General features: G+C 50.7%; 18 protein-coding genes. 12 read left to right on the top strand and 6 right to left on the bottom strand.

Translation table 11 applies throughout. The features are described from left to right. Window positions 1-142: 142 nt before the first annotated feature. Window positions 143-1,630, top strand: a complete 1,488-nt coding sequence (locus PBOR_RS19375) for a glutamate synthase subunit beta (protein WP_042214440.1) — start codon at window positions 143-145, stop codon at window positions 1,628-1,630. A 130-nt stretch (window positions 1,631-1,760) separates the two neighbouring features. Then, window positions 1,761-2,938, top strand: a protein-coding gene (locus PBOR_RS19365) for an IS3 family transposase (protein ID WP_099052451.1) whose coding sequence is annotated in 2 segments (ribosomal slippage) — window positions 1,761-2,049 and window positions 2,049-2,938 — 1,179 coding nt in all. Because the reading frame shifts where the segments join, the coding sequence is not laid out codon by codon here. 126 nt (window positions 2,939-3,064) lie between these two features. Here PBOR_RS19365 and PBOR_RS19360 read toward each other — a convergent pair. After that, entirely contained in the window at window positions 3,065-5,065 is a 2,001-nt protein-coding gene (locus PBOR_RS19360) for a methyl-accepting chemotaxis protein (RefSeq protein ID WP_042214439.1), read from the bottom strand. A gap of 578 nt (window positions 5,066-5,643) precedes the next feature. On the opposite strand from PBOR_RS19360, the gene PBOR_RS19355 reads away from it, so the two are divergent. Further along, window positions 5,644-7,347, top strand: a complete 1,704-nt coding sequence (locus PBOR_RS19355; RefSeq protein WP_042214436.1) for a proline--tRNA ligase — start codon at window positions 5,644-5,646, stop codon at window positions 7,345-7,347. A gap of 312 nt (window positions 7,348-7,659) precedes the next feature. Here the strand turns inward: PBOR_RS19355 and PBOR_RS37040 are convergent, their stop codons facing one another. Next, window positions 7,660-8,004: a hypothetical protein gene (locus PBOR_RS37040; protein WP_157764076.1), complete on the bottom strand. Its 345-nt coding sequence runs from the start codon at window positions 8,002-8,004 to the stop codon at window positions 7,660-7,662. Between the two features lie 368 nt (window positions 8,005-8,372). Between PBOR_RS37040 and PBOR_RS19350 the strand changes: the two genes are divergently transcribed. After that, window positions 8,373-10,640 carry a type IA DNA topoisomerase gene (locus PBOR_RS19350; protein ID WP_042214434.1) on the top strand — a complete coding sequence of 756 codons (2,268 nt, stop codon included), beginning with the start codon at window positions 8,373-8,375 and terminating at the stop codon, window positions 10,638-10,640. A gap of 59 nt (window positions 10,641-10,699) precedes the next feature. On the opposite strand, the gene PBOR_RS19345 is transcribed toward PBOR_RS19350, so the two are convergent. From PBOR_RS19345 to PBOR_RS19335, 3 genes are all read right to left on the bottom strand, one after another. Continuing rightward, entirely contained in the window at window positions 10,700-11,434 is a 735-nt protein-coding gene (locus PBOR_RS19345; RefSeq protein ID WP_042214432.1) for a DsbA family protein, read from the bottom strand. A gap of 99 nt (window positions 11,435-11,533) precedes the next feature. Continuing rightward, window positions 11,534-12,286, bottom strand: coding sequence for an HAD family hydrolase (locus PBOR_RS19340; RefSeq protein ID WP_042214430.1), 753 nt, complete (start codon window positions 12,284-12,286; stop codon window positions 11,534-11,536). Between the two features lie 44 nt (window positions 12,287-12,330). After that, window positions 12,331-13,248, bottom strand: a complete 918-nt coding sequence (locus PBOR_RS19335; RefSeq protein ID WP_042214428.1) for an ArsR/SmtB family transcription factor — start codon at window positions 13,246-13,248, stop codon at window positions 12,331-12,333. Window positions 13,249-13,430: 182 nt separating this feature from the next. On the opposite strand from PBOR_RS19335, the gene PBOR_RS19330 reads away from it, so the two are divergent. From PBOR_RS19330 to PBOR_RS35580, 6 genes are all read left to right on the top strand, one after another. Next, the gene (locus PBOR_RS19330; protein WP_042219665.1) at window positions 13,431-14,567 is read left to right on the top strand and encodes an MFS transporter; all 1,137 of its coding nucleotides are present in this window, start codon (window positions 13,431-13,433) and stop codon (window positions 14,565-14,567) included. A gap of 92 nt (window positions 14,568-14,659) precedes the next feature. Beyond that, the gene (locus PBOR_RS19325; RefSeq protein ID WP_039299118.1) at window positions 14,660-15,385 is read left to right on the top strand and encodes a phosphonate ABC transporter ATP-binding protein; all 726 of its coding nucleotides are present in this window, start codon (window positions 14,660-14,662) and stop codon (window positions 15,383-15,385) included. Between the two features lie 36 nt (window positions 15,386-15,421). After that, window positions 15,422-16,708, top strand: a complete 1,287-nt coding sequence (locus PBOR_RS19320) for a hypothetical protein (protein WP_174479822.1) — start codon at window positions 15,422-15,424, stop codon at window positions 16,706-16,708. Beyond that, window positions 16,701-17,399, top strand: a complete 699-nt coding sequence (locus PBOR_RS19315) for a response regulator transcription factor (RefSeq protein WP_039299112.1) — start codon at window positions 16,701-16,703, stop codon at window positions 17,397-17,399. Before PBOR_RS19320 ends, PBOR_RS19315 begins: the two co-directional genes overlap by 8 nt. Further along, the gene (locus tag PBOR_RS19310; protein WP_042214424.1) at window positions 17,396-18,802 is read left to right on the top strand and encodes a sensor histidine kinase; all 1,407 of its coding nucleotides are present in this window, start codon (window positions 17,396-17,398) and stop codon (window positions 18,800-18,802) included. Before PBOR_RS19315 ends, PBOR_RS19310 begins: the two co-directional genes overlap by 4 nt. After that, complete coding sequence (locus PBOR_RS35580; protein WP_052429563.1) at window positions 18,799-19,884, top strand: GNAT family N-acetyltransferase; 1,086 nt, start codon at window positions 18,799-18,801, stop codon at window positions 19,882-19,884. Before PBOR_RS19310 ends, PBOR_RS35580 begins: the two co-directional genes overlap by 4 nt. Before the next feature lie 92 nt (window positions 19,885-19,976). Here PBOR_RS35580 and PBOR_RS19295 read toward each other — a convergent pair whose 3' ends face one another. Next, a complete protein-coding gene (locus tag PBOR_RS19295) occupies window positions 19,977-21,200 on the bottom strand; it encodes a glucose-1-phosphate adenylyltransferase (protein WP_042214421.1) in 1,224 nt (407 codons plus the stop codon). Between the two features lie 304 nt (window positions 21,201-21,504). Here PBOR_RS19295 and glgB point away from each other — a divergent pair, with 304 nt between their 5' ends. Both glgB and glgA read left to right on the top strand, forming a co-directional pair. Beyond that, window positions 21,505-23,337 carry a 1,4-alpha-glucan branching protein GlgB gene (gene glgB, locus PBOR_RS19290; RefSeq protein WP_245648278.1) on the top strand — a complete coding sequence of 611 codons (1,833 nt, stop codon included), beginning with the start codon at window positions 21,505-21,507 and terminating at the stop codon, window positions 23,335-23,337. A gap of 25 nt (window positions 23,338-23,362) precedes the next feature. Beyond that, window positions 23,363-24,808, top strand: a complete 1,446-nt coding sequence (gene glgA, locus PBOR_RS19285; RefSeq protein WP_042214417.1) for a glycogen synthase GlgA — start codon at window positions 23,363-23,365, stop codon at window positions 24,806-24,808. Window positions 24,809-24,843 lie beyond the last annotated feature (35 nt).

Here is a 24,843-nt window from a genome sequence, read left to right as displayed (position 1 = left end):
TAAAATTAGAAATGATATTTCACAAGGGTAGTATAAAATATGCAGGTACTTCACCTACGCTGCATTAGATATAATTTTGCCGCGGGTATGCTATAGTGTACTATACATCAACACGAAGAGAACGGATGGGGGAAACGTATATATGTCTACACCTACTGGATTTATGGAGTATAAGCGCCAGCTCCCAGGGGACCGCGATCCCGAGCAGCGCATAAAGGATTGGGAAGAGTTCCATGAGCATCTGACCGAGGACGAGCTTCGGACCCAGGGTGCCCGCTGTATGGATTGCGGAACACCTTATTGCCATACTGGCGTGGATATGAGCGGGGGAACCTCAGGCTGTCCTGTGCATAATCTCATTCCGGAATGGAATAATCTCGTCTACCGGGGATTGTGGAAGGAAGCTCTGGAACGCCTGCACAAAACGAATAACTTCCCGGAATTTACCGGCAGCATCTGTCCTGCACCTTGTGAAGGTTCCTGTACCGTCGGCCTGATTGGCCAGCCAGTCACGATTAAGACCATTGAGCTGGCGATCGTGGACAAAGGCTTCGAAGAGGGCTGGGTTGTCCCGAACCCTCCGGAGAAACGCACAGGCAAACGGGTTGCCATTGTCGGCTCCGGGCCGGCAGGTCTGGCAGCAGCAGCTCAGCTGAACAAAGCGGGCCATACCGTAACGGTTTTTGAGCGCAGTGACCGCATCGGCGGTCTGCTGATGTATGGTATCCCTACTATGAAGCTGGACAAACGTGTTGTGCAGCGCCGTGTGGATCTGCTGGCAGCTGAAGGCATCCAGTTCGTAGTGAACACGGAAATCGGCAAAGATATCCCGGCACAGCAGCTGGTGGATGAATATGATGCCGTTGTACTCTGCGGCGGAGCGACCAAAGCAAGACGCTTCAACGTAGAAGGCAATGAGCTGAATGGCGTAATGTACGCTATGGATTACCTGAATGGAACCATTAAGAGCTATCTGAATTCCAATCTGGAGGATGGCAACTATGTATCCGCTGCCGGCAAGGATGTTATCGTGCTGGGCGGCGGTGACACGGGTTCCGACTGCGTGGCTACCTCGCTGCGTCACGGCTGTAGCAGCATTACCCAGTTCGGTACACATGACAAGGCACCGCTGGAGCGTGATCCGATTGCCAACCCGTGGCCGCAATTCCCCAATGTCTATACACTGGATTATGCCCAGCAGGAAGCCAAGGCAGTCTTCGGTGAAGATCCGCGCGAATTCTCCATCATGACTACGAAGTTTGTAGGCGATGAAGAAGGCAACCTCAAGGAGCTGCACACTGTGCAGATCCGCCGTATGGTGGATGAGACCGGACGGAAGATCTACCAGCCGGTTCCGGGAACAGAGGCTGTCTATCCCGCTCAGCTTGCGCTGATCGCGATCGGCTTTGACGGACCGGAGCAGGATATTATCGGGGAACTCAAGCTGGATACAGACCGCCGCAGCAATGTAAAGGCCCGTTACGGCAAATTCAATACCAATGTGGATAAAGTATTCGCAGCCGGAGATATGCGCCGTGGACAGAGTCTTGTCGTATGGGCCATCAATGAGGGCCGTGAAGCGGCACGTGAAGTGGACCGCTACCTGATGGGTTCGACGGTGCTTGTCTAAACTTAATAAAATGCATGAAAAAGCCGTCTCCCGCATTTTGTCTGGGAGTGGTATTATCCCCTTCAAGTAGACACTCGTAAAAAACCTAATGTTATGATTAGGAACGAGTAAACTTGGAGGGGATATTTTTATGGCCAGAAAAGGTCAAGTATTTCAACAGTATACGGAGGATTTCAAGATGGCGGCGGTCAGGGAGTATCTGGAGGGATCCGCCAGTTATAATGTAGTGGCAGAAATGTTGGGGATTCGGAACAGGACCCAACTGAAAGTGTGGGTGAGGAAGTACCAAAATGGGGAAGCGTTCGATACCCGTAAGGGCATATCCAGTCCTATAAAAGGACGCTCCCGTACGACGTTTGCCAGCATTGAAGAAGAGCGGGATTACTTGAAAGCGCAGGTCGACTACTTAAAAAAGCGGTATCCAAATCTAGTAAAGGAGAGAAATTGAAATCACAGGACAATTACCAAATTATCGAGGAGCTGCGTGACCTACACGGCGTTACACGCCTATTGGCCATTGCAGGACTCCCTAGGGCCAGTTATTACAAGTGGCGCGCCACACGATCACGACAGGTCGAAGTACGCGCGCGGGATCATGAAATTAAAGAGCACATGGTAGCCATTCACCTGGCACATCCCTTTTTCGGATACCCTCGAATGCGGACAGCTCTGTGGGAAGCAGGTTACCTCGTCAATCATAAAAAGGTAGGACGAATGATGAAAGAATTGTCAATCCAATCGGTGATCCGAAAGAAACGAAATCGTTCCAGCTATACTCCATCCGTGGTGTATCCGAACCGATTGAAGCGTAAGTTTCATGCCATTGGCCCTCAACAGAAGCTCGTCACCGATATTACGTATATCTCAGATGGCACCCAATTTTATTATCTGTCCGCCATTCAGGATCTCTTTAACAATGAGATTGTCGCTTGGCAAATTTCCGACCGTAACGATGTGAAATTGGTCCTAGATACGGTGGAGCAGTGGACACGAAAAAGAGACGTCTCGGAAGCCGTACTCCATTCGGACCAAGGCTTCCAATATACGTCTCAGGCGTACAACACACGATTAGAGGCATTCGGCGTCAAAGGCAGCCACTCTCGCAAAGCAACCTGCCTAGATAACGCATGCATCGAATCCTTCTTTTCGCATCTCAAAACAGAGAAGTTGTATCTTCACCAGTGTAAATCAGAAGCGGAGATCCATCAAGCCGTCGAGGAATATATCTACTTTTATAACTACCAGCGATTTCAGGCCAAACTCAAACAGCGCGCACCGATTGAGTATCGGCACGCGCTGGCTGCATAGCTTTTTTCATCTGTCTACTTGACAGGGGTATGACCAGGAGACGGCTTTTTTGTGCTGCTATACGGCAGAATGACAGTCGTACGATGTGCTTCTTTCCTTCTGGGTATACGTATCAAGTCAGAGTATTTAGTCCTCCAGCTTGAAACGATCGATCTTATGCTGCAGATCTCCGGCCATCTTGGACAGCTCAGTGGAGGAGGAGGAGATTTCTTCCATGGAGGCAAGCTGCTGCTCTGTTGCCGCTGTTACGCTCTGGAATGCATCTGAAGTTGAACGCGAGATGCCGGAAATCTCATGAACGGAAGCAGCGACCTCCTGCGCGCCGGCAGACATCTGCTCGGTAATGGCCGAGATGTCATGCAGCTGGCTGTTGATTTTGGTAGTGGAGTGCTCGATGCTGATGAATGCTTCTTTAGCTTCAGCAGTAACCTGAATGCCCAAATCTACATCAGCGGCTACCGTATGACGGATGGCTTCATAGGTCTGATCAATTAGCTTGGTCATCTGGAGCAGTGTGTCCTGGATATCTCCGGCTGTATTTTTCGATTGATCCGCCAGCTTCCGTACCTCTGTGGCGACTACGGCGAAGCCTCTGCCATGTTCTCCGGCCCGGGCGGCTTCAATTCCGGCGTTCAGGGACAGCAGGTTAGTCTGCACGGCAATGGCCGCAATCGCGCTGCTCATCGCCGATACATCGGTATTCAGGCCGTTTAATTGTCCGATCAGCTCGGAGGAGTGATGGGTGGATGTGCGGATGGCATCCATTTGCCGGCTGACCTGTTCGATCTTGAGGCTGCCGCTAAGCACGTCAGCTTCTGTATTTGCGGATGAATCGACAATTGTGGCTGCCGCTTCAGCGATTTTTTGAATACCTGAAGACATCTCCTCCATCGCCCGCGAGGTTTCAGCCATCGCTGAAGTCTGTGTTTCAGCACCTTCAGTTGACTGCTGGACCAGTTCGGTCACATAAGCAGTAGCTTTGGAATTCTCTTCAGTCGTAGCTGTAAGTTGCTGGCTTGAAGAAGCCAGTTGTGCTGAAGTGTCTGAAATATCAGAAACGATGCTGCGCAGTGAGCCTACCATCAAGTTATAATTCTCTGCCAGCTGGCCGATTTCATCCGACCGTTTAATGTGAATCTGTTCATTCAGATACCCTTCACTCACCCGCTGTGCGGAACGGTTGAGACTGCGGATCGGGTTCGTGATGGAGCGGATGATCAGGAACATTAAGGTCATACTGACGATCAGAGACACGGCCAGTACAATTACTCCTGTATTAATAATAGGCTGCGTGGCATCTGAGAATTCTTTGGTCGGAAGGATGCCGACAATCTTGAATCCGGTATTCGCATCAGTCGTATAGTAACCCCGCATGTCCATACCTGAATCCGGATTGGTATAGTTCAGATCCCCGCTGTCATTAACCAGCATCTCCACTACATAGTCTGCTACATCGTCACCTGCTGCTTTTACAGGATGAGAAACGAACTTATGATTCCGGTCGACAATATAGAAATAACCCGTTTCCCCTGGGGTAGTCTTGTTGATTTTCTCGCCTAAGGCTTTCAGATTGAGGCTGGTCGTAATAGCACCCTGGCCATCTTTCAGCGTTTCCGAGATAAAGAGCGTATAGTTGCCGGTTGTTGCTGAGACAAAAGGATCGATAATCGTAATTTTACCGGGATTCAGCATGGTTGCCTTATACCAGTCTCTGGTGCGCGGATCATACTCCTGCTTCCCGGGGTCCGGGGCTTTCATCCAGGCTCCCTGATTATTGCCCACCGTAAGGATTTCCAGCTCGGGATGCGCCTTCATGAACAATTCGATCAATGTACGCGTTTCTGGCGAATTGGCATCAATATCTGAAGAATTAATCTGCTGGCTTAACAGCTCTACATTTCGCATTGCGGCTGAAACATATTCGTCAATTGTACTTGCGACCAGATCCACACTGGAATGGGTAGCATCCTGCATTTTGGTCTTTAATTGCTTGTTTGCACTGAAATAGGAGAAAGTACTTACGAGCAGGATGGGGATCACCAGCATAATACTGAATAGGATCATCATTTTTCTTTGCAGCGACCCTGACTTGGATTTTCGTTTAGAACGGTTGACGGATTTGGACATTGGAATGGTTCCCCCTCGGATACATGGAAATCGGCTTCTATCTGAAATATCGCCGTTTCTCTGAATAACTCTATTCATATATTCGGTTTATCGACACAGTTTTTTCATATCTTAAACCGTTTGAAAAAAATATTTAATTGCATCATAACTTTTCGCGAATGAAAGGGGATACAATTTACAAAATGTTGAATTTCAACAGAATTGTGTTTTTTCAGTACGGGCTTGACGGGTGCCGAAATATCGTATAGATTAAGTACAATATTTATAGTGTACAAAGCGTTGACCAAGGATCTATGTTTCCGTACCCGCCAGAACAGAGAGGGGATTCACCGGCTGAAAGGTCCCTCAAGTGCGTGTGAGGCATACCCTGCCTTGGAAGCTGCAGCTTATGGCGATAGGCATAATGCTGCCGGCCCCGGCCGTTATCCGGATTTGAGGATCGCCAGGCTATGAGTGGCGGTTGAACCAGGGTGGTAACACGACGCATTCGTCCCTGACGGATGCGTCTTTTTTGCGTCCTTATGGAGTTATTAAGCTGGACACTAACAACATTTATCGAAAGAAAGAGGCTGATCACTATGCGCCAAACCAATTTATTCGTCACAACTCTCCGCGAAGCCCCTGCTGAAGCAGAGACAGTGAGTCACCAGCTGCTGCTGCGTGCGGGTTATATCCGCCAGCTGGCGGCAGGAGTGTATACATATATGCCGCTGGGGCGGCGGGTACTCCGCAAGATTGAGAACATCGTCCGTGAAGAAATGGATGCCTCTGGAGCGCAGGAGCTGCTTATGCCTTCTCTGCAGCCCGCAGAGCTCTGGAAAGAATCGGAACGTTACGACGTGTACGGCAAGGAGCTTATGAAGCTCCAGGACCGTCATGAGCGGGAATTTGTGCTGGGGCCTACCCATGAAGAAGTAGTGACAACACTTGTAAGGGATGAGATTAGCTCCTACCGCAGGCTTCCGCTTATCGTGTATCAGATTCAGACGAAGTTCCGTGATGAACGCCGTCCCCGTTCGGGGCTACTGCGGGGCAGGGAGTTCCTCATGAAGGATGCCTACTCTTTTGACACGGGCTGGGAGGGGCTGGATCTGGCTTATGAGCAGATGTACAATGCCTACGGGCGGATACTGGACCGCTGCAGCCTGACATACCGTGCAGTGCAGGCCAATGCCGGAGCCATCGGCGGAAAAGGCCAGAATCACGAATTCATGGCTTTATCAGAAATCGGCGAAGATACTGTGGCTGTCTGCTCCATCTGCGACTATGCTGCGAATATAGAACAGGCTGAAGTGCACAGCGGAGATGCATTTGAGGAGCAGGATTTCAGCGGCATTCCTGCACCGGTAAAGTTCCACACGCCTAATCAGAAGACGATCCAGCAGCTGGAGCAGGAGAGTCAGATCAAGCCTCAGGACATTATCAAAACGTTAATCTACACAGACGGCGGCAAGAACTTTGCTGTATTGGTCCGGGGAGATCATGAGGTTAACGAGCTCAAGGTGCAGAAATATCTGGGCTGCGGTGAAATCGCACTGGCCGAATATGATAGTGTGCAGGCGGCGGCCGGGGTCGGGAGCGGTTTTGTCGGTCCGGCCGGGTTATCGCTGACAATTCTTGTAGACGCGGCTGTTGCCGGTATGGCAGAGGCGGTCACAGGTGCCGGAGAGAAGGATTACCATCTGCGCGGTGTTGTGCCCGGCCGAGACTTCCTGCTTACGCATGTTGGGGATTTCCGCAATGCTGCTACAGGCGATATCTGTCCGGTGTGTGGCGAAGGGAAGCTGGTGTTTCATCAGGGGATTGAGGTAGGGCATGTCTTCAAGCTCGGCACAGTCTATAGCGAGAAGCTTGGGGCGACCTTCTTAGATGCAGCGGGGCGGAGTCAGCCTATGGTGATGGGCTGCTATGGTATCGGCATTTCGCGGCTCCTGTCATCGGTGGCGGAGCAGAATCATGATGATCAAGGTCTGATCTGGCCGGCGGCCATAGCACCTTATACGGTTCACATTCTGCTGATGTCCGTGAAGGATGAGGGCCAGCGTGAGGTTGCTGAAGCCTTGTACGCACAGCTTACTGCTATCGGCATTGAGACGCTGCTGGATGACCGGGACGAACGTGCCGGGGTCAAGTTCAAGGATTCCGAGCTGATCGGAATTCCGGTTGCTCTGGTTGTGGGTAAGGGAGCAGCAGAACAGAAGGTTGAATATATGGACCGCAGAGCGGGGACTAAAGAATTGATTGATATTAGTGAGACTGTAGCGCGGGTGAGCGTGGTCTAAGGTTTATGGGGAAAAGAGGTCGATTAGGGTTCTAACAGACCCGAATCGACCTGCTTATGTAACACAATACCTTTAGCATAAATGGATTGAGTGGATACGTAAGGAATAGTGGGAAAGATCGTATTAAAAGCGGTAATTTTAGTATCAGCTTTAAAATTTTTAGAATCTAAAGTGAAACATGCAGAAATACTTAGTAATCCTGCTATGCATCGCTTATTCATAATGATTCGATCCTCCCTTAATACAAATGTTTGGATATAGAGCGTTCAGAAAATAAGCCCCTGCGAACGGAGGGGCTTTACATATTATTAATTATTCTGTTACAACAACTGTGTAGTGCATTATATTTCCATTACCAAAATCAGCACCAATGATGCTGGTTCCCGGTCTTGAACCAACGATTAAACCTGCTTGTGAAAAATCGACACAATAGTCATCATTATATACATACCAAAAACTGTAGCCGGTTACATAAACCATTTCACCAGCTTTAAGATTGATAGTTGCCTGAAATACAGCATTTGTTGATAATTGGGTAGATTCCGAAAGCGAAGAAGTAGTTACCTGATCGGTGGAGACACTAGAGGCGAAAGAAGTTGATCCTAAAGAAAAACATGTTGCAATTGATAAAAGTCCTACCAATAGCTTTCTTTTCATGATTACAATAACCTCCTATAAATAGAATTAAATAACATATCCAATGATAGACTTAATGGATAAAAATGTATATGAGCAATAAGACTGATTTCAAATGGAGTATTATGTAAAAATAAACACATAAAAGTCGAATGCGCTAATGTAAGACGATAATAGTATATATGACCTAAGACAATTTTTTCACATTTACAAAGAAATGCAGCAGGTAAGTGTGTTTTTCGTCAGCCAGAAACCGAAATGCAGTGCGCCTTGGCCCCTGTTTTTTCACTTAATTATTACCGATTAAGAGCAGGTAATACTTTCGACAAAATGCTATAATAGACTACTGGACGTATTTTGGAAGAACCATGGGTAAGGAGCGATTATTTTTGAAGACACTCATTATTGCGGAAAAACCGGACATGGGGCGGAATATCGCCGCCGCAATAGAACCGAAGGCCAAAAATTACCGTTCCTATCTGGAAGGGGAGCAGTATATCATTACCTGGGCGATCGGGCATCTGATTGGCCTGGCCGAGCCTGAAGCTTACGACAACAAATATAAAAAATGGAACATTAACGACCTGCCGATCATACCGGAGCAGTTCAAGCTGGTGCCGAATGCGCGCACCCTGGATCAGCTCAAGGTGATTGGCGAGCTGGCGAAGCGCAGCGATCTGCTGGTCAATTCCTGCGATGCCGGGCGTGAGGGGCAGCACATCTTTTCGCTGATCCAGCGCCATCTGGAATTAAGCCAGCCTGTTAAACGGCTATGGATCTCAGACCTTACACCGGAAACGATCCGCAAAGGGTTCCAGGAGCTGAAGGACGGCTCGGAATACGAGAATCTTACCAAAGCGGCCAGAGCACGCAGTGAAGCGGATTGGCTGATCGGGATGAACGGCTCGCGGGCATTTACGACCAAGCACAATGTGCTGCTGTCTGTAGGACGGGTGCAGACACCCGTGCTTGCGCTGATCTATGACCGGCAGAAGACGATAGAGGCGTTCTCCTCACTGAAGTTTTTTGAGGTGGAGGGGCATTTCAGCCAGAATGAACTGAACTACAAGGGAATGTGGCAGGGTGACCGGCTCACTGATGGAGCCAAGGCAGAAGCTCTTGCAGCCAAGGTCAAAGGCAAGCCGGCCAGAATTGAATCCTATGAGGTCAAGGAAACCAAGGAATATCCGAACAAGCTGTATGATTTGACGCTGCTGCAGCGTGAGGCGAACGGGAAATATGCTTTCTCGGCCAAAAAAACGCTGGATATTGCCCAGGCGCTCTACGAAAAACATAAAGTGATTTCTTATCCGCGTACTAACTCCAACTATGTGACGGAGCAGAACATCCCGGAGATGCACAAGACGCTGTCGGCACTGCAGGGTACGCAGTACGATGAATGGGTGAAGGGTGCGAACCGCAATCTGGTCCACAAAGGCAATAAGTTTATCTGTAACCCGTCCAAGGTTGAGGACCACCATGCCATTCTGCCGACAAACCGTAAGGCCAACGGACTGAGCGCGGATGAAGCCAAGCTGTACGACCTGATCGTACGCCGGTTCCTCTCCCAGTTCTATCCGGCTGCTGAATATAAGGTGCATACTGTAATCACAGAAGTGGAGAATGAGAAATTCAAAACCACGGTCAAAGAGCTGCTCAGCCTGGGCTGGAAGGTGATTTACGGAGATCAGAAGAAGGACAAGTCCAAACCGGCCAAGGGCAAAGGCAAAGAGGACGAAGAGGAAGAGGAGGTTGAGGTGAACGAGCCGTTCTCGATCTCAACCACCGAAGATGTCGTCTGCAGTGATGCGATCGTTAAGGAGAAGGATACCCAGCCGCCGAAGCACTACACGGAAGGGACCTTGCTGAAGGCAATGGAGAGTGCGGGCAAGCAGATTGAGGATGAGGAGCTGCGCGATGCCATGAAGGATTCGGGGCTCGGTACTCCGGCGACACGCGCGGCCACGATTGAGCGGCTGAAGAATGTAGGATATGTGGAGATGCAGGGTAAAAAGATCGCCATCACCCAAAAGGGCCGGACGGCGATTGAGCTGATCCGCGGAGCAGGCGTCGAGCTGCTGACTTCGCCGGAAATGACCGGGCAGTGGGAGCGCCGGCTGAATGAAATTGCCCGCGGCACCGCGGCGGACGGACAGTTCATGGAGAACGTCAAACGGTTCGCCTCCATGATCGTGGACAAGGTCCGGGTGCAGTCCCGTGCAGCCAAAACCTCCTTCGAAGGCGAAACCCCTTCGCTGAACGCCGGAGCCAAAGGACGAGGTGCGGGTGCTGCGCCGCGCAAGACTGCGGACCGCAAAACTGCCGATAAACCGGCAGCGGCAAAAAAACGCAGCGAGCCGGCTGCCGCGAAAGCGGAAGATTCCGGGCCGAAGATCATCGGCAGCTGTCCGCGTCCCGGCTGCGGCGGGATGATTTTTATGGGCCGCAAGGGCTACGGCTGCTCCCATTACAAGGAAGGCTGCAAATTCGTGATCTGGAAAGAAAATCACGGCCGTACGCTCACCGACTCCCAGGTGAAGGCGCTGATCGAGAAGGGCAAGACCGGCAAGCTGAAGCTGGCTGCCGAAGACGGCTCGCCGCTGGAAGGCAAGCTCGTGCTGAGCAATATGGACACCGGCCAGCTGGCTGTGGAATAATTTATAATGAAAGAAGCGCCCCGGCCAATCTCCCGGCCGGGGCGCTATTTCTATGCTGGTTACTTGGCTTCAGTCAGTGCGGATTCAATTGCGGCACTTAAGCCTTCATAAGAGGAGTCAGGCAGCAGAACGCCATTCACCATGAACTTCGGCGTACCGTTTACACCGTAAGCACCGGCGATTTTGAAGTCTTCTTTTACATCGTACATATAAGTGTGGTTCTTGAGATCCTGCTCGAATTGTCCGTAGTCGATACCTTCAATGTTGTCCTTAACGAACTTCAGGATGAACTTCTGGGTGGCCCAGATCTTGCTCTCATCCCCTTGATTGGCATACAGCTTGTGAACGTATTCCCAGAACTTCTCGTTGCTCTGCTGATATATGGCTTCACCCGCACTGGCGGCAAGGTAGGAGTCCCGGTCAATGAAAGCAAAGTTCATGAAGAAGAACTGTACTTTTCCGGTATCCACATAGTCCTTGATGAACGTATCCAGATAGGTGGCGGTCCATTTTTTGCAGGCCGGGCATTTGAAATCGGCGAACTCAATCACCTTCACCTTAGCGTCTTCCTTGCCCAGATGAGGCTGTTTCTCATATTTCAGCCCGTCAACAACGAATGTTCCCTTCACATCTGTGTAATTGGGCAGGCCTTCAAGTTCGGCTGAACCGGATGACTTGCTGCCTGTAGTGATGAAGAACAGTAATACAACCAGAAGAACCACAATGACTGCAAGCAACATCGGGAGCAGACGTTTATTACCCGTGGAATTCTTGGATTTCATAGGTTTATTCATTACCTACCTCCTGCGCGGGATGAAAATCTACTCAAATAGTATAATCATACCCTCAGCAGGCTGCATATGTCATTTGTAACACCAATCAGTGAACGGGCATTAGCCGTGATGCTTGCGCAGGGCAGCCGAACGGATTACCGGCGGAACCTCATGGATTGCTGAAATGGTCATGACCGACTGCTGCATTTCACGCTGAAGCTCAATCAGGTTATAGAGCCACTCATTCTGCTGTTTCAGATAGATGCTGTTGATGCCGGCAGTCAGGGCGGGAAGCACATCCGTACGCAGGGAGTTGCCGATCATCCAGGTGATTTTGCGGTCAAAATTATAAGTGGTCAGGATATTCTCAAGAGCCTCCACATTCTTGTGCTGGCGGATGTAGATCCGGTCATCGAAGTAGGCGTCCAGCTTCATTTGGGCGATTTTGCGCTGCTGGATGGAATCATCTCCGCCAGTATATAGGTACAGGGAATGACCATCCTGCTTCAAGGTATCCAGAGTTTCCACCATACCGGGGTAGGCTTCAACCTCCTGGTCATATACACTGAGGCCGAGCTTCATCAGCTGCTGCTCCTCGAACGGATCAGTCTTGCGGTTAAATTTACCGGCGAAATAACGGTACGTGGCAATCAGGGATTTCGGGAAATTATCGCTGGCCAGTCCGCTTGTGCTGACCGTTTCCACATCGATTTCAACCTGCTTGCTGCGGAACTCGCTGATGGTCGGTCCATAATCACTGAACCAGTCGGACATAAGCTCGAAATACCGGCCTAGAATGAGGTCAAAATATTTGTTGCAATGCACCAGGGTGTCGTCCAGATCGAAGATTACTTGTTGTGTCAAATATTTCATACCGCTCACTCCTAAAAGAATTCTATGCTGTAAATGTACATTTATTATATACGAATATAGGACTCAAGAAACATCTGAAGTTCTGAAGCGCCATCAGGGCGTATGCTGTAACGTTCGGTGCCTTCTCCGCGCAGATGGACACGCAGCAGCCCCGCGACCCGCAGACTCAGCAGATGATGCATCAGCATCTCCCGTGACTGGTTCAGCTCGGACTGCATTTCCCACAGGGTCTTGGGCTCACCCGCAACGAAGCGGAGCAGTCGGAGGCGCGTAGGATCGGAGAGAGCCTGTGTTAAACGCAGCAGCACTGTAGGCGGCTCCTCTTCATTCTCGGAAGGTACATCCACCGGATATTGTACAAGCATCAGATTCTTATAGAAGCAATAAGTATTGATCGGCCGGTTATGTACCGTAGGAAGCAGCACAATGGTCTTCAGCTCAGGAATATCTTCAATTACAACGCCGCCCGAGGCATATTCGATCAGCGGTACCATGTCCATTTTGCTCTCCAGCATTTTTTTCTCGGATGCGTCTTCAATCAGGAGGGGCAGGATCTTCTGTTCCACATGGCGGAAATAATGCTCATACCACATCTGCAGCAGCGGCGTATAGCCGTTCTTGATCCGGGCGCATTCTTCAAGCGTGAAGTTATGAAAGAAAGGCTCGGTCCGTGCCAGGCAATCTTCAAGAGAAGAGGCTTCAAGCTCATCCAGGAACTGCACTACTTTGGAAGCTTCCCCCCGGCTGTAAGCCCAGGCATAGAGTACATCATAGTCGTCAAAAGGCCACTCGGCAGCCTGCTTCAGCGCAGCCAGCTGCATCGGCGGGAACCGGCCGTCTACATCCCGAACCCAATCGGTGCCGATCTCCAGATTGGAAATCCACTTCTTCGTCACATATAGCATAAAACTGTCCAGCAGTTCATATACGGGTGAAACATCAATTTCGAGTTCATACTTCATCAAGCCGGGTCACCTCCAGAAAATCAGTCACTTCTATATATTATCTCTTGTTTTGAAGAGGGTTGTCCACTATAATGTTCGGTGTTTGCCGCCCGGACGTCAGTTTTGATCACCGCTGGATTACATAGGAGGATTTATTCGTGTCAGATTCCAAATCTATACCGCTTGAGCACAGCAGTAAAATGAATTATATGATTTTGATTACCGTAATTATATTGGCTGGACTCAGCCAGGGGATGCTGCTGCCGGTATTATCCATTCTGCTGGAGCAAAAGGGTGTATCCTCTTCACTGAATGGATTAAACGCCGCAGCGCTATACGTAGGTTCATTCGCTATGACCCTGATTGCAGAGCGGGTACTTGGCGCAATCGGCTTCAAGAAGCTCATCGCTGCAGGCCTCAGTCTGGTGCTGGTGACGCTGCTCCTGTTCCCGCTGCTTTCCGGTGTCAAAGTCTGGTTCGTGCTCCGGCTGCTAGTAGGCATAGGCGATTCAGCCATCAACTATGCCGCTCAGCTATGGGTGCTGCTGATGTCACCCGCCGAGCACCGCGGACGCAATCTGTCCCTGTATGGAATGTCCTACGGACTGGGCTTCAGCCTGGGACCGCTGGGCATCATCCTGCTGCGCTTCGGCGCGTCCGCACCGTTTCTGATTACCGCCGGGCTGTTTGTGCTTGTACTCCTGCTTGTTGCGGTCAAACTGCCGGATTCCCGTCCGGACCCGATAGATCATAGTGAAGGGCAGGCCAGACGATTCGGACGAAGCTACAGGCTGGCCTGGTACGCTCTGATCCCGGCGCTGCTGTACGGATATATGGAAGCCAGCCTGAACAGTAACTTCCCTGTATACGGCCTGCGGATCGGCTTCAGTACGGATCAGATTGCAACCCTTCTGCCGTTTGCCGGCATTGGCGGCCTGCTGCTGCAGCTGCCGCTTGGCATATGGAGCGACCGCTATGGCCGCAGAACCATCCTGATTGCTTCAGGAGTAGGCGGGGGCCTTGCCTTCACGCTGCTTCCGCTCGCCGGAGAGCATTTTCTGCTGACTCTGCTGCTCCTGATGGTTGCCGGAGGCCTGGTAGGTTCCTTCTTCTCCCTTGGCCTAAGCTATGCCGCAGATATCCTGCCGCGCCATTTGCTCCCGGCAGCGAATGTAGTATCTTCTTTCCATTACAGCCTCGGAAGTATCGCCGGCCCCGGTGTCGGCGGTCTGTTGCTGCAATTCGGCTGGGGTGGCAGTGTATTTGCAGTAATGGGTGGTTTATATATTCTGTTCGGACTGACAGGCTTATTATTCTCGCCACGGAAGATAATTTGAGGTAAGATAAGAACGAATGCTCGCATGGAATTTGATCCCGCTTTCAGAGTACACTATAGAGTAGAGTAGTTGAAGACAGGAGAGGCTGAACTATGATTACAGTTGAACATTTGGCCAAAGCGGTCGGGGAAGATAAAGCACCGGTTCTGCAGGATATCGGGTTTCAATTAGAACCGGGTGAATTTGTGGTTATACTGGGAGCCAGCGGAAGCGGGAAATCGACGCTTCTGAAATGCCTGGCACTGCGCGAGAAATGGGATAGAGGGAATTTCCGGGTGGACGGCAGGGACATTATGAAGAGCCCTTTTGCCGGCAAACGCAAAATCCGCCGCGAATGGGCCTATCTGGAACAGAATGCGGAGCTGAATCCGAACCGTACGGCACTGAAGAACGTGCTGATCGGACAAGCCTCGCAGACACCTCTGTGGCGGATGGCTACAGGAATGGTCCGCTCTGATGATTATATGGGGGCCATGGACCAGCTTGATCTGCTGGGCCTGCTGGACAAGGCAAAGATGAAGACGAGCCACCTCAGCGGCGGTGAACGCCAGCGTGTGGCCATCGCCCGCGCATTGGTTCACGGTGCTAAAGTTATTCTTGCCGATGAGCCTGTTACCGGTCTGGATCCCAAGACAGCGGAGAATGTGCTGGAAACGCTCCGCAAGCTGTGTAAGGAAACCGGACTAACCGTGATTACCGTACTGCCGATCGAACTGGCGGAACGTTTCGCCAGCCGGTTATGGGTGCTGGAAGACGGAAGAATCAAACATGATGTGAAGGGGCGCCGGCTGACCTCACAGGAGCGGCTGCATCTGTGAATCGGCAGGGCGTGAAATAAGGAGAGAGTGATGAAGTTGAATAAACGGTTACTCGGAAGGCTTACAGCAGCCTCTTTGTCCCTGTTTGTAATATCCGGCTGCACCTTCATCAGCGATCCTGTTTCCCAGATGAGGGTGCCGCAGCTGTCCGCTGACAAAGCTTCTCTGATGACAGCGATTAATTCCTCACTGAAGCCGCTAGATGCAACGCTGATCCGTCCGGCCAATGATGATGACAGCTCTATTTTTACCGAGGATCTGGACAAGGACGGGATTATGGAGACGCTTGTCTTCTACCAGACGAAGAATGAAGCCGTAGTGATCCATGGGATGATTCTGGAGAAGCATGAGGACACCTGGGTCAAGAAGCTTGTTTTTGACGGTGACGGAACGATGCTGGATTCGGTTGATCTTAGGGATGTGACGGGTGACGGGAAGCTTGATATTGTTACCGGTTATTCACGCGGGGAAGAAAAGGGCATGGTAGTCTATAGTTATTCCGGCGGAGAGCTGGAAGAAATTCTGACGAAGCCTTACACCAAATATATACTCGATGATCTGAATGAGGACGGGATTGCCGACATTACAGTCGTGTATTTCAAGCGCAATGAATTCGCTACAATAACTACCTATCAATATAACGACAGCTTCAAGGTGCTTGACGAATTGGATGATCTGGACCCGTATTTCGATAATTATTACAATATTGTCTCAGGAAAAGTGGCGGAGAACAAAGAAGGTATAGTTCTGGACTCTGCTGTGGATTCGCGCTCTGCCTATACAACAATAGTTGTTATGGAGAATAACAAGCTGCGCGTAGCCATTCCGGGTGATGTACGGACCTTCAAGGACCGGAAGATTGTCAGTGAAGATATTGACCTGGATGGAATTATTGAGATCGGAATGCTGGAACCCCCATCGGGCTGGGAGTATTTCGACCCTGAGACCATACCTTACTTCAATTCTTATTACAAATGGGACGGAAAAGACGGATTGACCTTTAGTACCCAGCTGTATAATGATCCTTCGGACCGGTTTACCATCAATTTTTCTCCGGAATGGCATGAGAATGTCACGGTGGATACCAAGTCTGTTCAGGACAAATCGCTCAAATTCATTACGCTCGACACGGGGGAGACTGTCGCCGAGGTATCATTCTTCTCACCGGCAGAATGGGATAGGGTAAAGAACTCGGGCTGGAAGCTTCTGGGGCGCGATCTGGACAAAATGATCGGTTACCGCGGGGAACTGGAGCAAAACACCATCGGGGGAGAAGACGGAAGAGTCAAATCTTCTATAGAGAGGAAGGGAATCGATGAGTAAAGTACTGATTCTGGAGGATGAAGAATCCATCCGCAGTTTTATTGTAATCAATCTTAAGCGCAACGGGTTTGAAGTGCTCGAAGCCGCAGACGGCAATGAGGCGCTGCATAAGCTGACCACGGTTCCGGATATTGATATCGCCCTGCTGGATGTCATGGTGCCCGGTATCGACGGCTTTGAGGTCTGTAGACGCATTAGAGAAACTAACGAACGGCTCGGCATTATTTTTTTGACAGCCAAAGTTCAAGAACAGGATAAGGTATACGCCTTATCTGTGGGGGCGGATGATCATGTCAGCAAGCCGTTTAGTCCTACCGAGCTGATTGCCCGTATCCAGTCGCTGCTGCGCCGGGTCAATGTTCACCGTGAACAGTCAGCCAAAGTCTCGTTTCACTCGGGTCCGTTTACGCTGGATCTGATCTCCAAGCAGTTCAAAAAAAGCGGCGAAGCGATTGAGCTTACGCCTACTGAATTTTCGCTGGTGCAATTCTTCCTTGAGAAGGAGAATACGCCGCTCAGCCGGGATTCCCTGCTCGATCATGTCTGGGGCAAGGAGTACATGGGTGATCCCAAAATCGTTGACGTAAATATCCGCCGCCTGCGCCAGAAAATCGAAAATAATCCGTCAGAGCCTGAATTCCTGCAGACGGTGTGGGGGCACGGCTACAAATGGAAAGGTCAGGTACAATGATTAAAAAGGGGATGCGCAGACAGATCGTACTGCACTATATTCTTGTAGTCTTTGTGGCGCTTCTCCTCGTGGAGACTATTTTTCTGCTGGCGATCCGGACGTATTATTACGACAGCATCTACAGCAAAATCACCACTCATATCAGTGCGGGGGAGACTTTCGTTAAATATGAATTTTCAGCAGAAAGATCGCCGAATCAGCTGCTGAATCTGCTCGACTTCTTCAATCTGGAGTATACGGAGCTTGAAGTTCTCACATTGAATGGGGATATCATTACCAGTTCCACCGGATTTCAGCCGGACCGGACCATTACAACTAGTGATGTTCCTGAGGCTGTAGGCGGAAGTGTCGGGCGCTGGGTGGGCCGGCAGGCAGGGACGAATGAGAGTGTAATGGCCGTCTCCAAGATGGTCCAGATCAACTCGCATGAGACTTATATCCTGCGGTACCTGACTTCGATGGAGGGGGTCAACAATGATCTGCTTAATCTGACTCTGCTCTCCATCGGCATCGGGGCGGCAGTTATGATGATCGTGGTCCTGTTCAGCATCGGTCTCGCTAATTCCATCGTGCGGCCGCTCAATAATATCACGGCGGTGTCAGCGCAGATGGCCAAGGGGAAATTCACCACCCGCATCAAAGGGGATTACCGGTATGAGATCGGTGAGCTGGCTTCCACGCTGAATTATATGGCGGAGGAGATTGTCCGCAGTAATCAGATTAAGGATGATTTCATTTCTTCGATCTCCCATGAGCTGCGGACCCCGCTGACCAGCATCAAGGGCTGGAGTGAGACCCTGATCTCCGGCGGCTACGATCCTGAGGAAACCAAGCTGGGCATGGGCATCATCTCGAAGGAGAGCGACCGGCTGATCGGCCTGGTGGAAGAGATTCTTGACTTCTCCAAGCTGCAGCAGAACGAAATGAAGCTGTCGATTGCCCAGGTGGATATTAAGGTGCTGCTGCAGGAGACCCTGCTGAATATCTGGGCCAAGGCCGAGAAGAAGCGGATTCACCTGCTGCTGGAATGTGAAGACACAATCTTTATAAGAGGCGATGCGAACCGCCTGAAGCAGGTGTTCCTCAATCTGGTGGACAATGCTGTGAAGTTCTCGCCTGAGGATTCCAGTATCGTCCTGTCCGCTGAACGCTTAACGAATACCGAGATGGCCGTAATAGTAAGAGATAGCGGGATCGGCATCAGTGAAGCGCATCTGTCCAGAGTGCGGGACCGGTTCTTCCAGGTCGATGCGCTCAACGGCGGAACGGGGCTTGGGCTTGCCATCTCCCAGCAGATAGTAGAGCTTCATAACGGTAAGTTGGAAATGGACAGCGAGCTTGGCAAAGGTACACAGGTTACCGTTATCCTGCCGCTTGACGATGTACAGGAGGAGAAGGCATGAATACACAAGTATCAGGCAACTCTTTCTCCAATCAAAGGTTTGAGATGATCCGCGGTGAACGCGAACATGCAGCGGATGTTCTGAAGCTCCTCCGTGAAGCGGCAGGCTGGATGGAGAGCAAAGGAATAAACCAGTGGACGCCCGGGCAATTCAGCATCCGCGATGTGGAGGATTATTTCAGCAGCAGAGAGGTTTATCTGGCCATGGAGGGGGCGGCTCTTGCCGGGATGTTCACCCTTCAGTTCAGTGATGTCCAGTACTGGGGAGACCGCAATGACGAATCCTACGCCTATCTGCACCGGCTTGCTGTAGCCAAATCCTACCGCGGCTTGGGGCTTGGGGGGCAGATGATCCGTTATGCGTTACGGATAGCGGAAGAACGGGGATGTACCGGACTCAGGCTGGATACGGTAGCCCATAATATTAAGCTTAACCGTTATTATCAGAGCATGGGCTTTCGTTATATGGGTACGCGTGATGTTGGAGCAGGCCGGTTGGTTAACCTGTATGAGTATGAAGCGGAAACCGGTGATTCGGGCAGCGTAATTCTCCGGTACATGGGGGAAGCTGATTACACTTTAATGAGGGAATGGAGTGTTTCCCCGGAGTACTTGAAGACGTGGGCGGGCCCTTCCTTATCCTATCCTCTGGATGACCGGCAGCTTGAGCGTTATCTGGACGTAGCGAATCATCCGGGAGAGTCCAGTCTGCTGGTCTACTGCGCAGTGCTTAGAGCTACCGGCCAAGCGGTTGGGCATATTAGCTTATCCATGATTGACCGTGAGAACGGCTCGGCCAGAATAAGCCGGGTCATCGTCGATCCCGGGAGCCAAGGGCGTGGAATCGGACTGCAGATGGTCCGTGAAGTCCTGCGTATCGGCTTTGACGGGCTGCGGCTGCACCGGATATCCCTTGGAGTCTTCGATTTCAACACGGCGGCACAGAAAACCTACGAGACAGCAGGTTTTACCCGTGAAGGGGTCTCACGTGAGGCCGCTCTATTCGGAGGGCGTTATGCCGATTGCATCGAGATGGGCATTCTAGACAGGGACTGGAGAGCGAACCGCAACCCCGGACGATAATTATATGAAGCATAGACAAAAGGGATACAGCAGAAGGCCGATGGACCGTAGCTGTATCCCTTTTATGTAACAGCCCTAAGGCTGATGTTAGATTATGAAGGCATCCCTTCCGCGCGCAGACGGCCGGTCTTCTCATAGACTTCCTGAAGGAGACGGGAAGGCTGGGTACGGATGATTGGTTTGGCTGCTACGATCTCATGCGGGCCGACAACAACAATATTGTCCGCGCTGCCTTTAATCACAGCGCCGTCTTTGATGACTGCTCCCTCACCGATAATCGCATTCTCAATCAGAACACCGCGGCCGATGCGGACACCCGGCATAATTACACTCTGTTTGATCTTGCTTAGCTTGCCGATCTCTACACCGCCGAAGATCACAGAACGGTGAAGACTGCCTTCCATCGTGCAGGATTCGTGCATCAGGCAATCTGCAGGAGGTGCCTGAACCCGGGGTTTATAGGCTGCCAGCTTCGTACGGTAGGCCCGGCTGTACATCGGCCAGCGGGAGTTGTCGAGTTTGAAGCCATCCTCGGACTGCAGCAGATCCATATGTGCCTCCCAGAGGCTGTCAACAGTACCTACATCTCTCCAGTAACCCTCAAAGCGGTATGCAAACAATTCGTCGTTTGCGTCCAGCATGGACGGAATTACATCTTTGCCGAAGTCATGGCCGGATTCAGGGTTGGCGGCATCCCGCAGCAAATAGGCTTTCAGATACGCCCACTCAAACATATATATCCCCATAGAAGCAAGGTTGCTCTTCGGTACCTTTGGCTTCTCGGCAAATTCAGAGATCTGGAGATCATCATTAACGTTCATTACACCGAAGCGGCTGGCTTCATCCCAAGGCACTTCCATTACAGAAATGGTGGCCTTGGCAGCTTTGCCTACATGGTAATTGAGCATTTTGCGGTAATCCATATGATAGATATGATCTGCAGACAGGATAAGCACATGCTCCGGATTCTGGCTGTCAATGTATTCAATGTTCTTATAAATGGCATCGGCTGTGCCCGAGTAGCTGTCTCTGCCTTCAATCCCTGAAGGAAGCAGCTTCACGCCTTTGTCGCTGCGGCTGTGCAGTCCCCAAGGTTCGCCTTCACCAATATGCTTATGCAAGGAATCGGCTTCATATTGTGTTAGTACCCCAATCGTGTCGATCTTGGAATTCACACAGTTACTGAGGGGAAAATCAATGATTCTATACTGTCCTCCGAAAGGGACTGCAGGCTTAGCCATACTGGAGGTCAAGGGGGCTAATCTGCGGCCTTCCCCGCCAGCCAGGAGCATGGCGATACAATCTTTTTTACTCATTTGTTATCCCTCCCATTTTTTTGTCAATGCTTGTAATATAACCTTCGGGCAAGCGCTTGAAACGACATAGGTGAATTATATTGCTGTGAATCAGGAAAAATTACATTAATTATTTTCTTTATTCAGAAATCACTGAATTTGCCCGCAAAATCATTTTCAAACGGTACTGATTGGGGTAATGTAATAGGTGCATCCTATATACTAAGGTGGTGATGATTTGGCCGAAATACCTAAAACAGTAAACCTCCCGTCATCTGAAGATATTTATCTGTTCCATGAGGGCACGAATTATCGCAGCTATACGATGCTTGGCGCGCACATTGCCGTGGAAGAAGGGCAAGCCGGCGTTCGCTTTACCGTGTGGGCTCCTCATGCGGCATATGTAGGACTGGCTGGTGATCATAACAGCTGGGATGGAACATTGGATTCCGACTCGTTATATAAGATACCCGATTCAGGATTTTGGAGTCGTTTTTTTCCGGGTATAGAGCCGGGAACTTTTTACAAATACAGGATTACTGGTGCGGATGGAACAAGCTTCCTCAAGGCTGATCCTTACGCTTTCAAAGCTGAGGTGCGTCCGGCCACCGCTTCCGTTGTGGCCAATCTGGACGGTTACAAATGGGGAGACGCCGCGTGGCGCCGGAAGAGCAAAGCCCCTTACAATGCGCCAATGAATATTTATGAAATGCACTTCGGCACCTGGCGCCAGAAGGAAGATGGGGAACTTTATACTTATAGAGAAATGAGCAGCCTGCTGATCCCGTATCTTACGGAGATGAGTTATACCCATGTAGAATTTATGCCGCTTGCTGAACACCCGTATGATTTGTCATGGGGGTATCAGGGAACCGGTTACTTTGCGGCCACCAGCCGCTTTGGAGAACCGCAGGATCTGATGTATCTGATTGACCAGCTGCACCAAGCCGGCATTGGGGTCATCCTCGACTGGGTTCCGGCACATTTTGCCAAGGATGCCCATGGTCTGAGAATGTTCGACGGTTCACCGCTGTATGAATATGAAGATCCGATGCTGGCTGAGAAGCCGGGCTGGGGCACACTATCCTTTGACTTCAGCAAACCGGAAATTTCCTCATTCCTGATCTCTAATGCACTATTCTGGTTTGAAAAGTATCATATTGATGGTATGCGGGTAGATGCTGTAACCAGTATGCTGCGGCTTGATTTCGAGAAGCAGCACCATCAGTACAGAAAGAACAAGAACGGCGGCCTTGAGAATCTGGAAGCAATCGCGTTCATCCAGCGGTTGAATATGACGATTTTTCAATATTATCCGAAAGCGCTGATGATGGCCGAAGAATCCAGCGCCTGGCCGGGCGTAACCTCACCTGTTCATGAAGGGGGGCTTGGCTTCAATTACAAATGGAACATGGGCTGGATGAATGACACTCTTGGTTACATAGAACATGATTTCGGGGCGCGTCCCTACCATCATAATTTGTTGACCTTCCCCATCGTCTATGCCTATGCCGAGAACTACACACTGCCTCTGTCCCATGACGAAGTGGTCCACGGCAAGAAGTCGCTGCTGAACAAAATGCCCGGCTCGTATGAGCAGAAGTTCGCCGGTCTGCGGGTGCTGCTCGGTTACCAGATCAGTCATCCGGGTAAAAAGCTGCTGTTCATGGGCGGCGAATTCGGACAATTCATCGAATGGAAGGATCAGGACCAGCTCGACTGGCTGCTGTTGGATTATGAAGCCCACCGCCGGATGCTGGCCTACACAGCCGCTCTGAATAAGCTCTATCTCACAGAGAAGGCGCTGTGGGAGCTGGATCATGACATGGAGGGCTACCAGTGGATTGACGCCGATGACAGCGGCCAGAGTATTGCCTCCTACATCCGCAGAGGAAAGAGACCAGTTGATACCTTACTGGTTATTATCAATTTCCAGCCGGTGGAACGCCGCAATTACCGTATCGGTGTGCCGCGTCCAGGGACCTATGAGGAGATATTCAGCTCGGAGACCCGTGAATACGGCGGCTCCGGCATTCATAATGAACCTGTTAAGAGTGTGAAGAAGGAATGGCATAACCAGCTGAACAGCCTGGAGCTGACTATTCCGCCGCTGGGATTCCTGGTGCTCAAGAAATCCGGACGCAAAACAGTTAACTAATTCATTTATCTAAGGGGGAATCTGGATGAAAGTTCTATTTGCTGCGGCTGAAGCCCATCCATTTATCAAAACAGGGGGACTCGCCGATGTCATCGGTGCTCTGCCGAAGGCACTTAAGGCAGCCGGAGTGGATGTACGGGTCATTCTGCCCAAATACAAAGGGATCGCAGAGAAGTATTCTTCCCAAATGGAGCATATCGCAGTGGTGGATGTGCCGATTGGCTGGCGCAACCAGTATTGTGGGATTCAACGGATCATCTTTGAAGGTGTTCCTGTATATTTTATCGATAATGAGTATTACTTCGGGCGTGACGGCATCTATGGATATATGGATGACGGCGAACGTTTCGCCTTTTACAACCGGGCGGTGCTTGAATGCCTGCCGGCGATTAACTTCCAGCCGGATGTCCTGCATTGCCATGACTGGCATGCGGCGGTAATTCCGCTGCTGCTGCAGGCGCATTACCGTCATAATCCGTTCTACAGTGAGATGCGTACGGTGTTCACCATACATAATCTCCTCTATCAGGGCGTGTTCCCGTATTCCGTACTGGGAGAGCTGCTCGGTCTCGACAACAGCTATTTCCCTGGGGTGGAGTATTACGGGAATGTGAACTATATGAAGGGCGGGATTGTCTACAGTGATCATGTCACCACGGTCAGTCCGACCTATGCCGATGAAATCCGTACGCCTTATTATGGATATGGCCTGGACGGACTGCTGACATCGCGTTCAGATGCCCTGAGCGGGATTGTCAACGGAATTGATACTAAGAGCTACAATCCGGCCAGCGATCCGTCCATTTTCACCCGTTACCGTTCCAACCTGATCAAGAAGGCCGAGAACAAGCTGGGACTCCAGCAGGAATTGGGCTTGCCTGTAGCTCCTTATATTCCGATGGTTGCTATGGTTACCCGTCTCGTTGATTCCAAAGGGCTGGATTTGCTGACCCGGGTTCTCGATGAGCTGCTCTATTACGACGACATTCAGTTTGTAATGCTCGGCACGGGGGATGAGGTCTATGAACGCTGGTTCCGCGAGGCACAGTGGCGTTATCCGACCAAGCTGTCGTCACAGATTACATTCAGTGATGCCTTGTCCCGCAAAATCTATGCTGCCAGCGATATCTTCCTGATGCCGTCCAAATTTGAGCCTTGCGGCATCAGCCAGCTGCTGGCTCTGCGTTATGGAAGTATTCCGGTGGTACGCGAGACAGGCGGACTGAACGATACTGTTCATGCGTACAACGAAGTGACCGGAGAGGGCAACGGCTTCACGTTCAAGGACTATAATGCCCATGATATGATGCACACCCTCCGCCGCGCCGTATCATTCTACCACAAGCCGGAGCACTGGAAAAAAGTAGCGAAGAACGCATTCACCGGCGATTACAGCTGGAATGTATCCGCGCAGCAGTATATTGATATTTATAACAAGATTTCGGATAAAGCAGCTGTTGCAGAGCAGTAGAAGAACTATTATATAAAAAAGGCATTCCCCGATCA

This window comes from Paenibacillus borealis, from assembly GCF_000758665.1.
Classification (GTDB): domain Bacteria; phylum Bacillota; class Bacilli; order Paenibacillales; family Paenibacillaceae; genus Paenibacillus_AQ; species Paenibacillus_AQ borealis.
This window is presented reverse-complemented; position numbering and strand designations above follow the sequence as displayed.

Bases quoted from the DNA above. Each gene is read 5' to 3' on its own strand.
- glgB (WP_245648278.1), top strand. From the start codon at position 21,505: ATGCTTGGCGCGCACATTGCCGTGGAAGAAGGGCAAGCCGGCGTTCGC.
- PBOR_RS19325 (WP_039299118.1), top strand. From the start codon at position 14,660: ATGATTACAGTTGAACATTTGGCCAAAGCGGTCGGGGAAGATAAAGCA.
- PBOR_RS19335 (WP_042214428.1), bottom strand. From the start codon at position 13,248: ATGAAGTATGAACTCGAAATTGATGTTTCACCCGTATATGAACTGCTG.
- PBOR_RS19360 (WP_042214439.1), bottom strand. From the start codon at position 5,065: ATGTCCAAATCCGTCAACCGTTCTAAACGAAAATCCAAGTCAGGGTCG.
- PBOR_RS19355 (WP_042214436.1), top strand. From the start codon at position 5,644: ATGCGCCAAACCAATTTATTCGTCACAACTCTCCGCGAAGCCCCTGCT.
- PBOR_RS37040 (WP_157764076.1), bottom strand. From the start codon at position 8,004: ATGAAAAGAAAGCTATTGGTAGGACTTTTATCAATTGCAACATGTTTT.
- PBOR_RS35580 (WP_052429563.1), top strand. From the start codon at position 18,799: ATGAATACACAAGTATCAGGCAACTCTTTCTCCAATCAAAGGTTTGAG.
- PBOR_RS19375 (WP_042214440.1), top strand. From the start codon at position 143: ATGTCTACACCTACTGGATTTATGGAGTATAAGCGCCAGCTCCCAGGG.
- PBOR_RS19345 (WP_042214432.1), bottom strand. From the start codon at position 11,434: ATGAATAAACCTATGAAATCCAAGAATTCCACGGGTAATAAACGTCTG.
- PBOR_RS19310 (WP_042214424.1), top strand. From the start codon at position 17,396: ATGATTAAAAAGGGGATGCGCAGACAGATCGTACTGCACTATATTCTT.
- PBOR_RS19330 (WP_042219665.1), top strand. From the start codon at position 13,431: ATGAATTATATGATTTTGATTACCGTAATTATATTGGCTGGACTCAGC.
- PBOR_RS19315 (WP_039299112.1), top strand. From the start codon at position 16,701: ATGAGTAAAGTACTGATTCTGGAGGATGAAGAATCCATCCGCAGTTTT.
- PBOR_RS19340 (WP_042214430.1), bottom strand. From the start codon at position 12,286: ATGAAATATTTGACACAACAAGTAATCTTCGATCTGGACGACACCCTG.
- glgA (WP_042214417.1), top strand. From the start codon at position 23,363: ATGAAAGTTCTATTTGCTGCGGCTGAAGCCCATCCATTTATCAAAACA.
- PBOR_RS19295 (WP_042214421.1), bottom strand. From the start codon at position 21,200: ATGAGTAAAAAAGATTGTATCGCCATGCTCCTGGCTGGCGGGGAAGGC.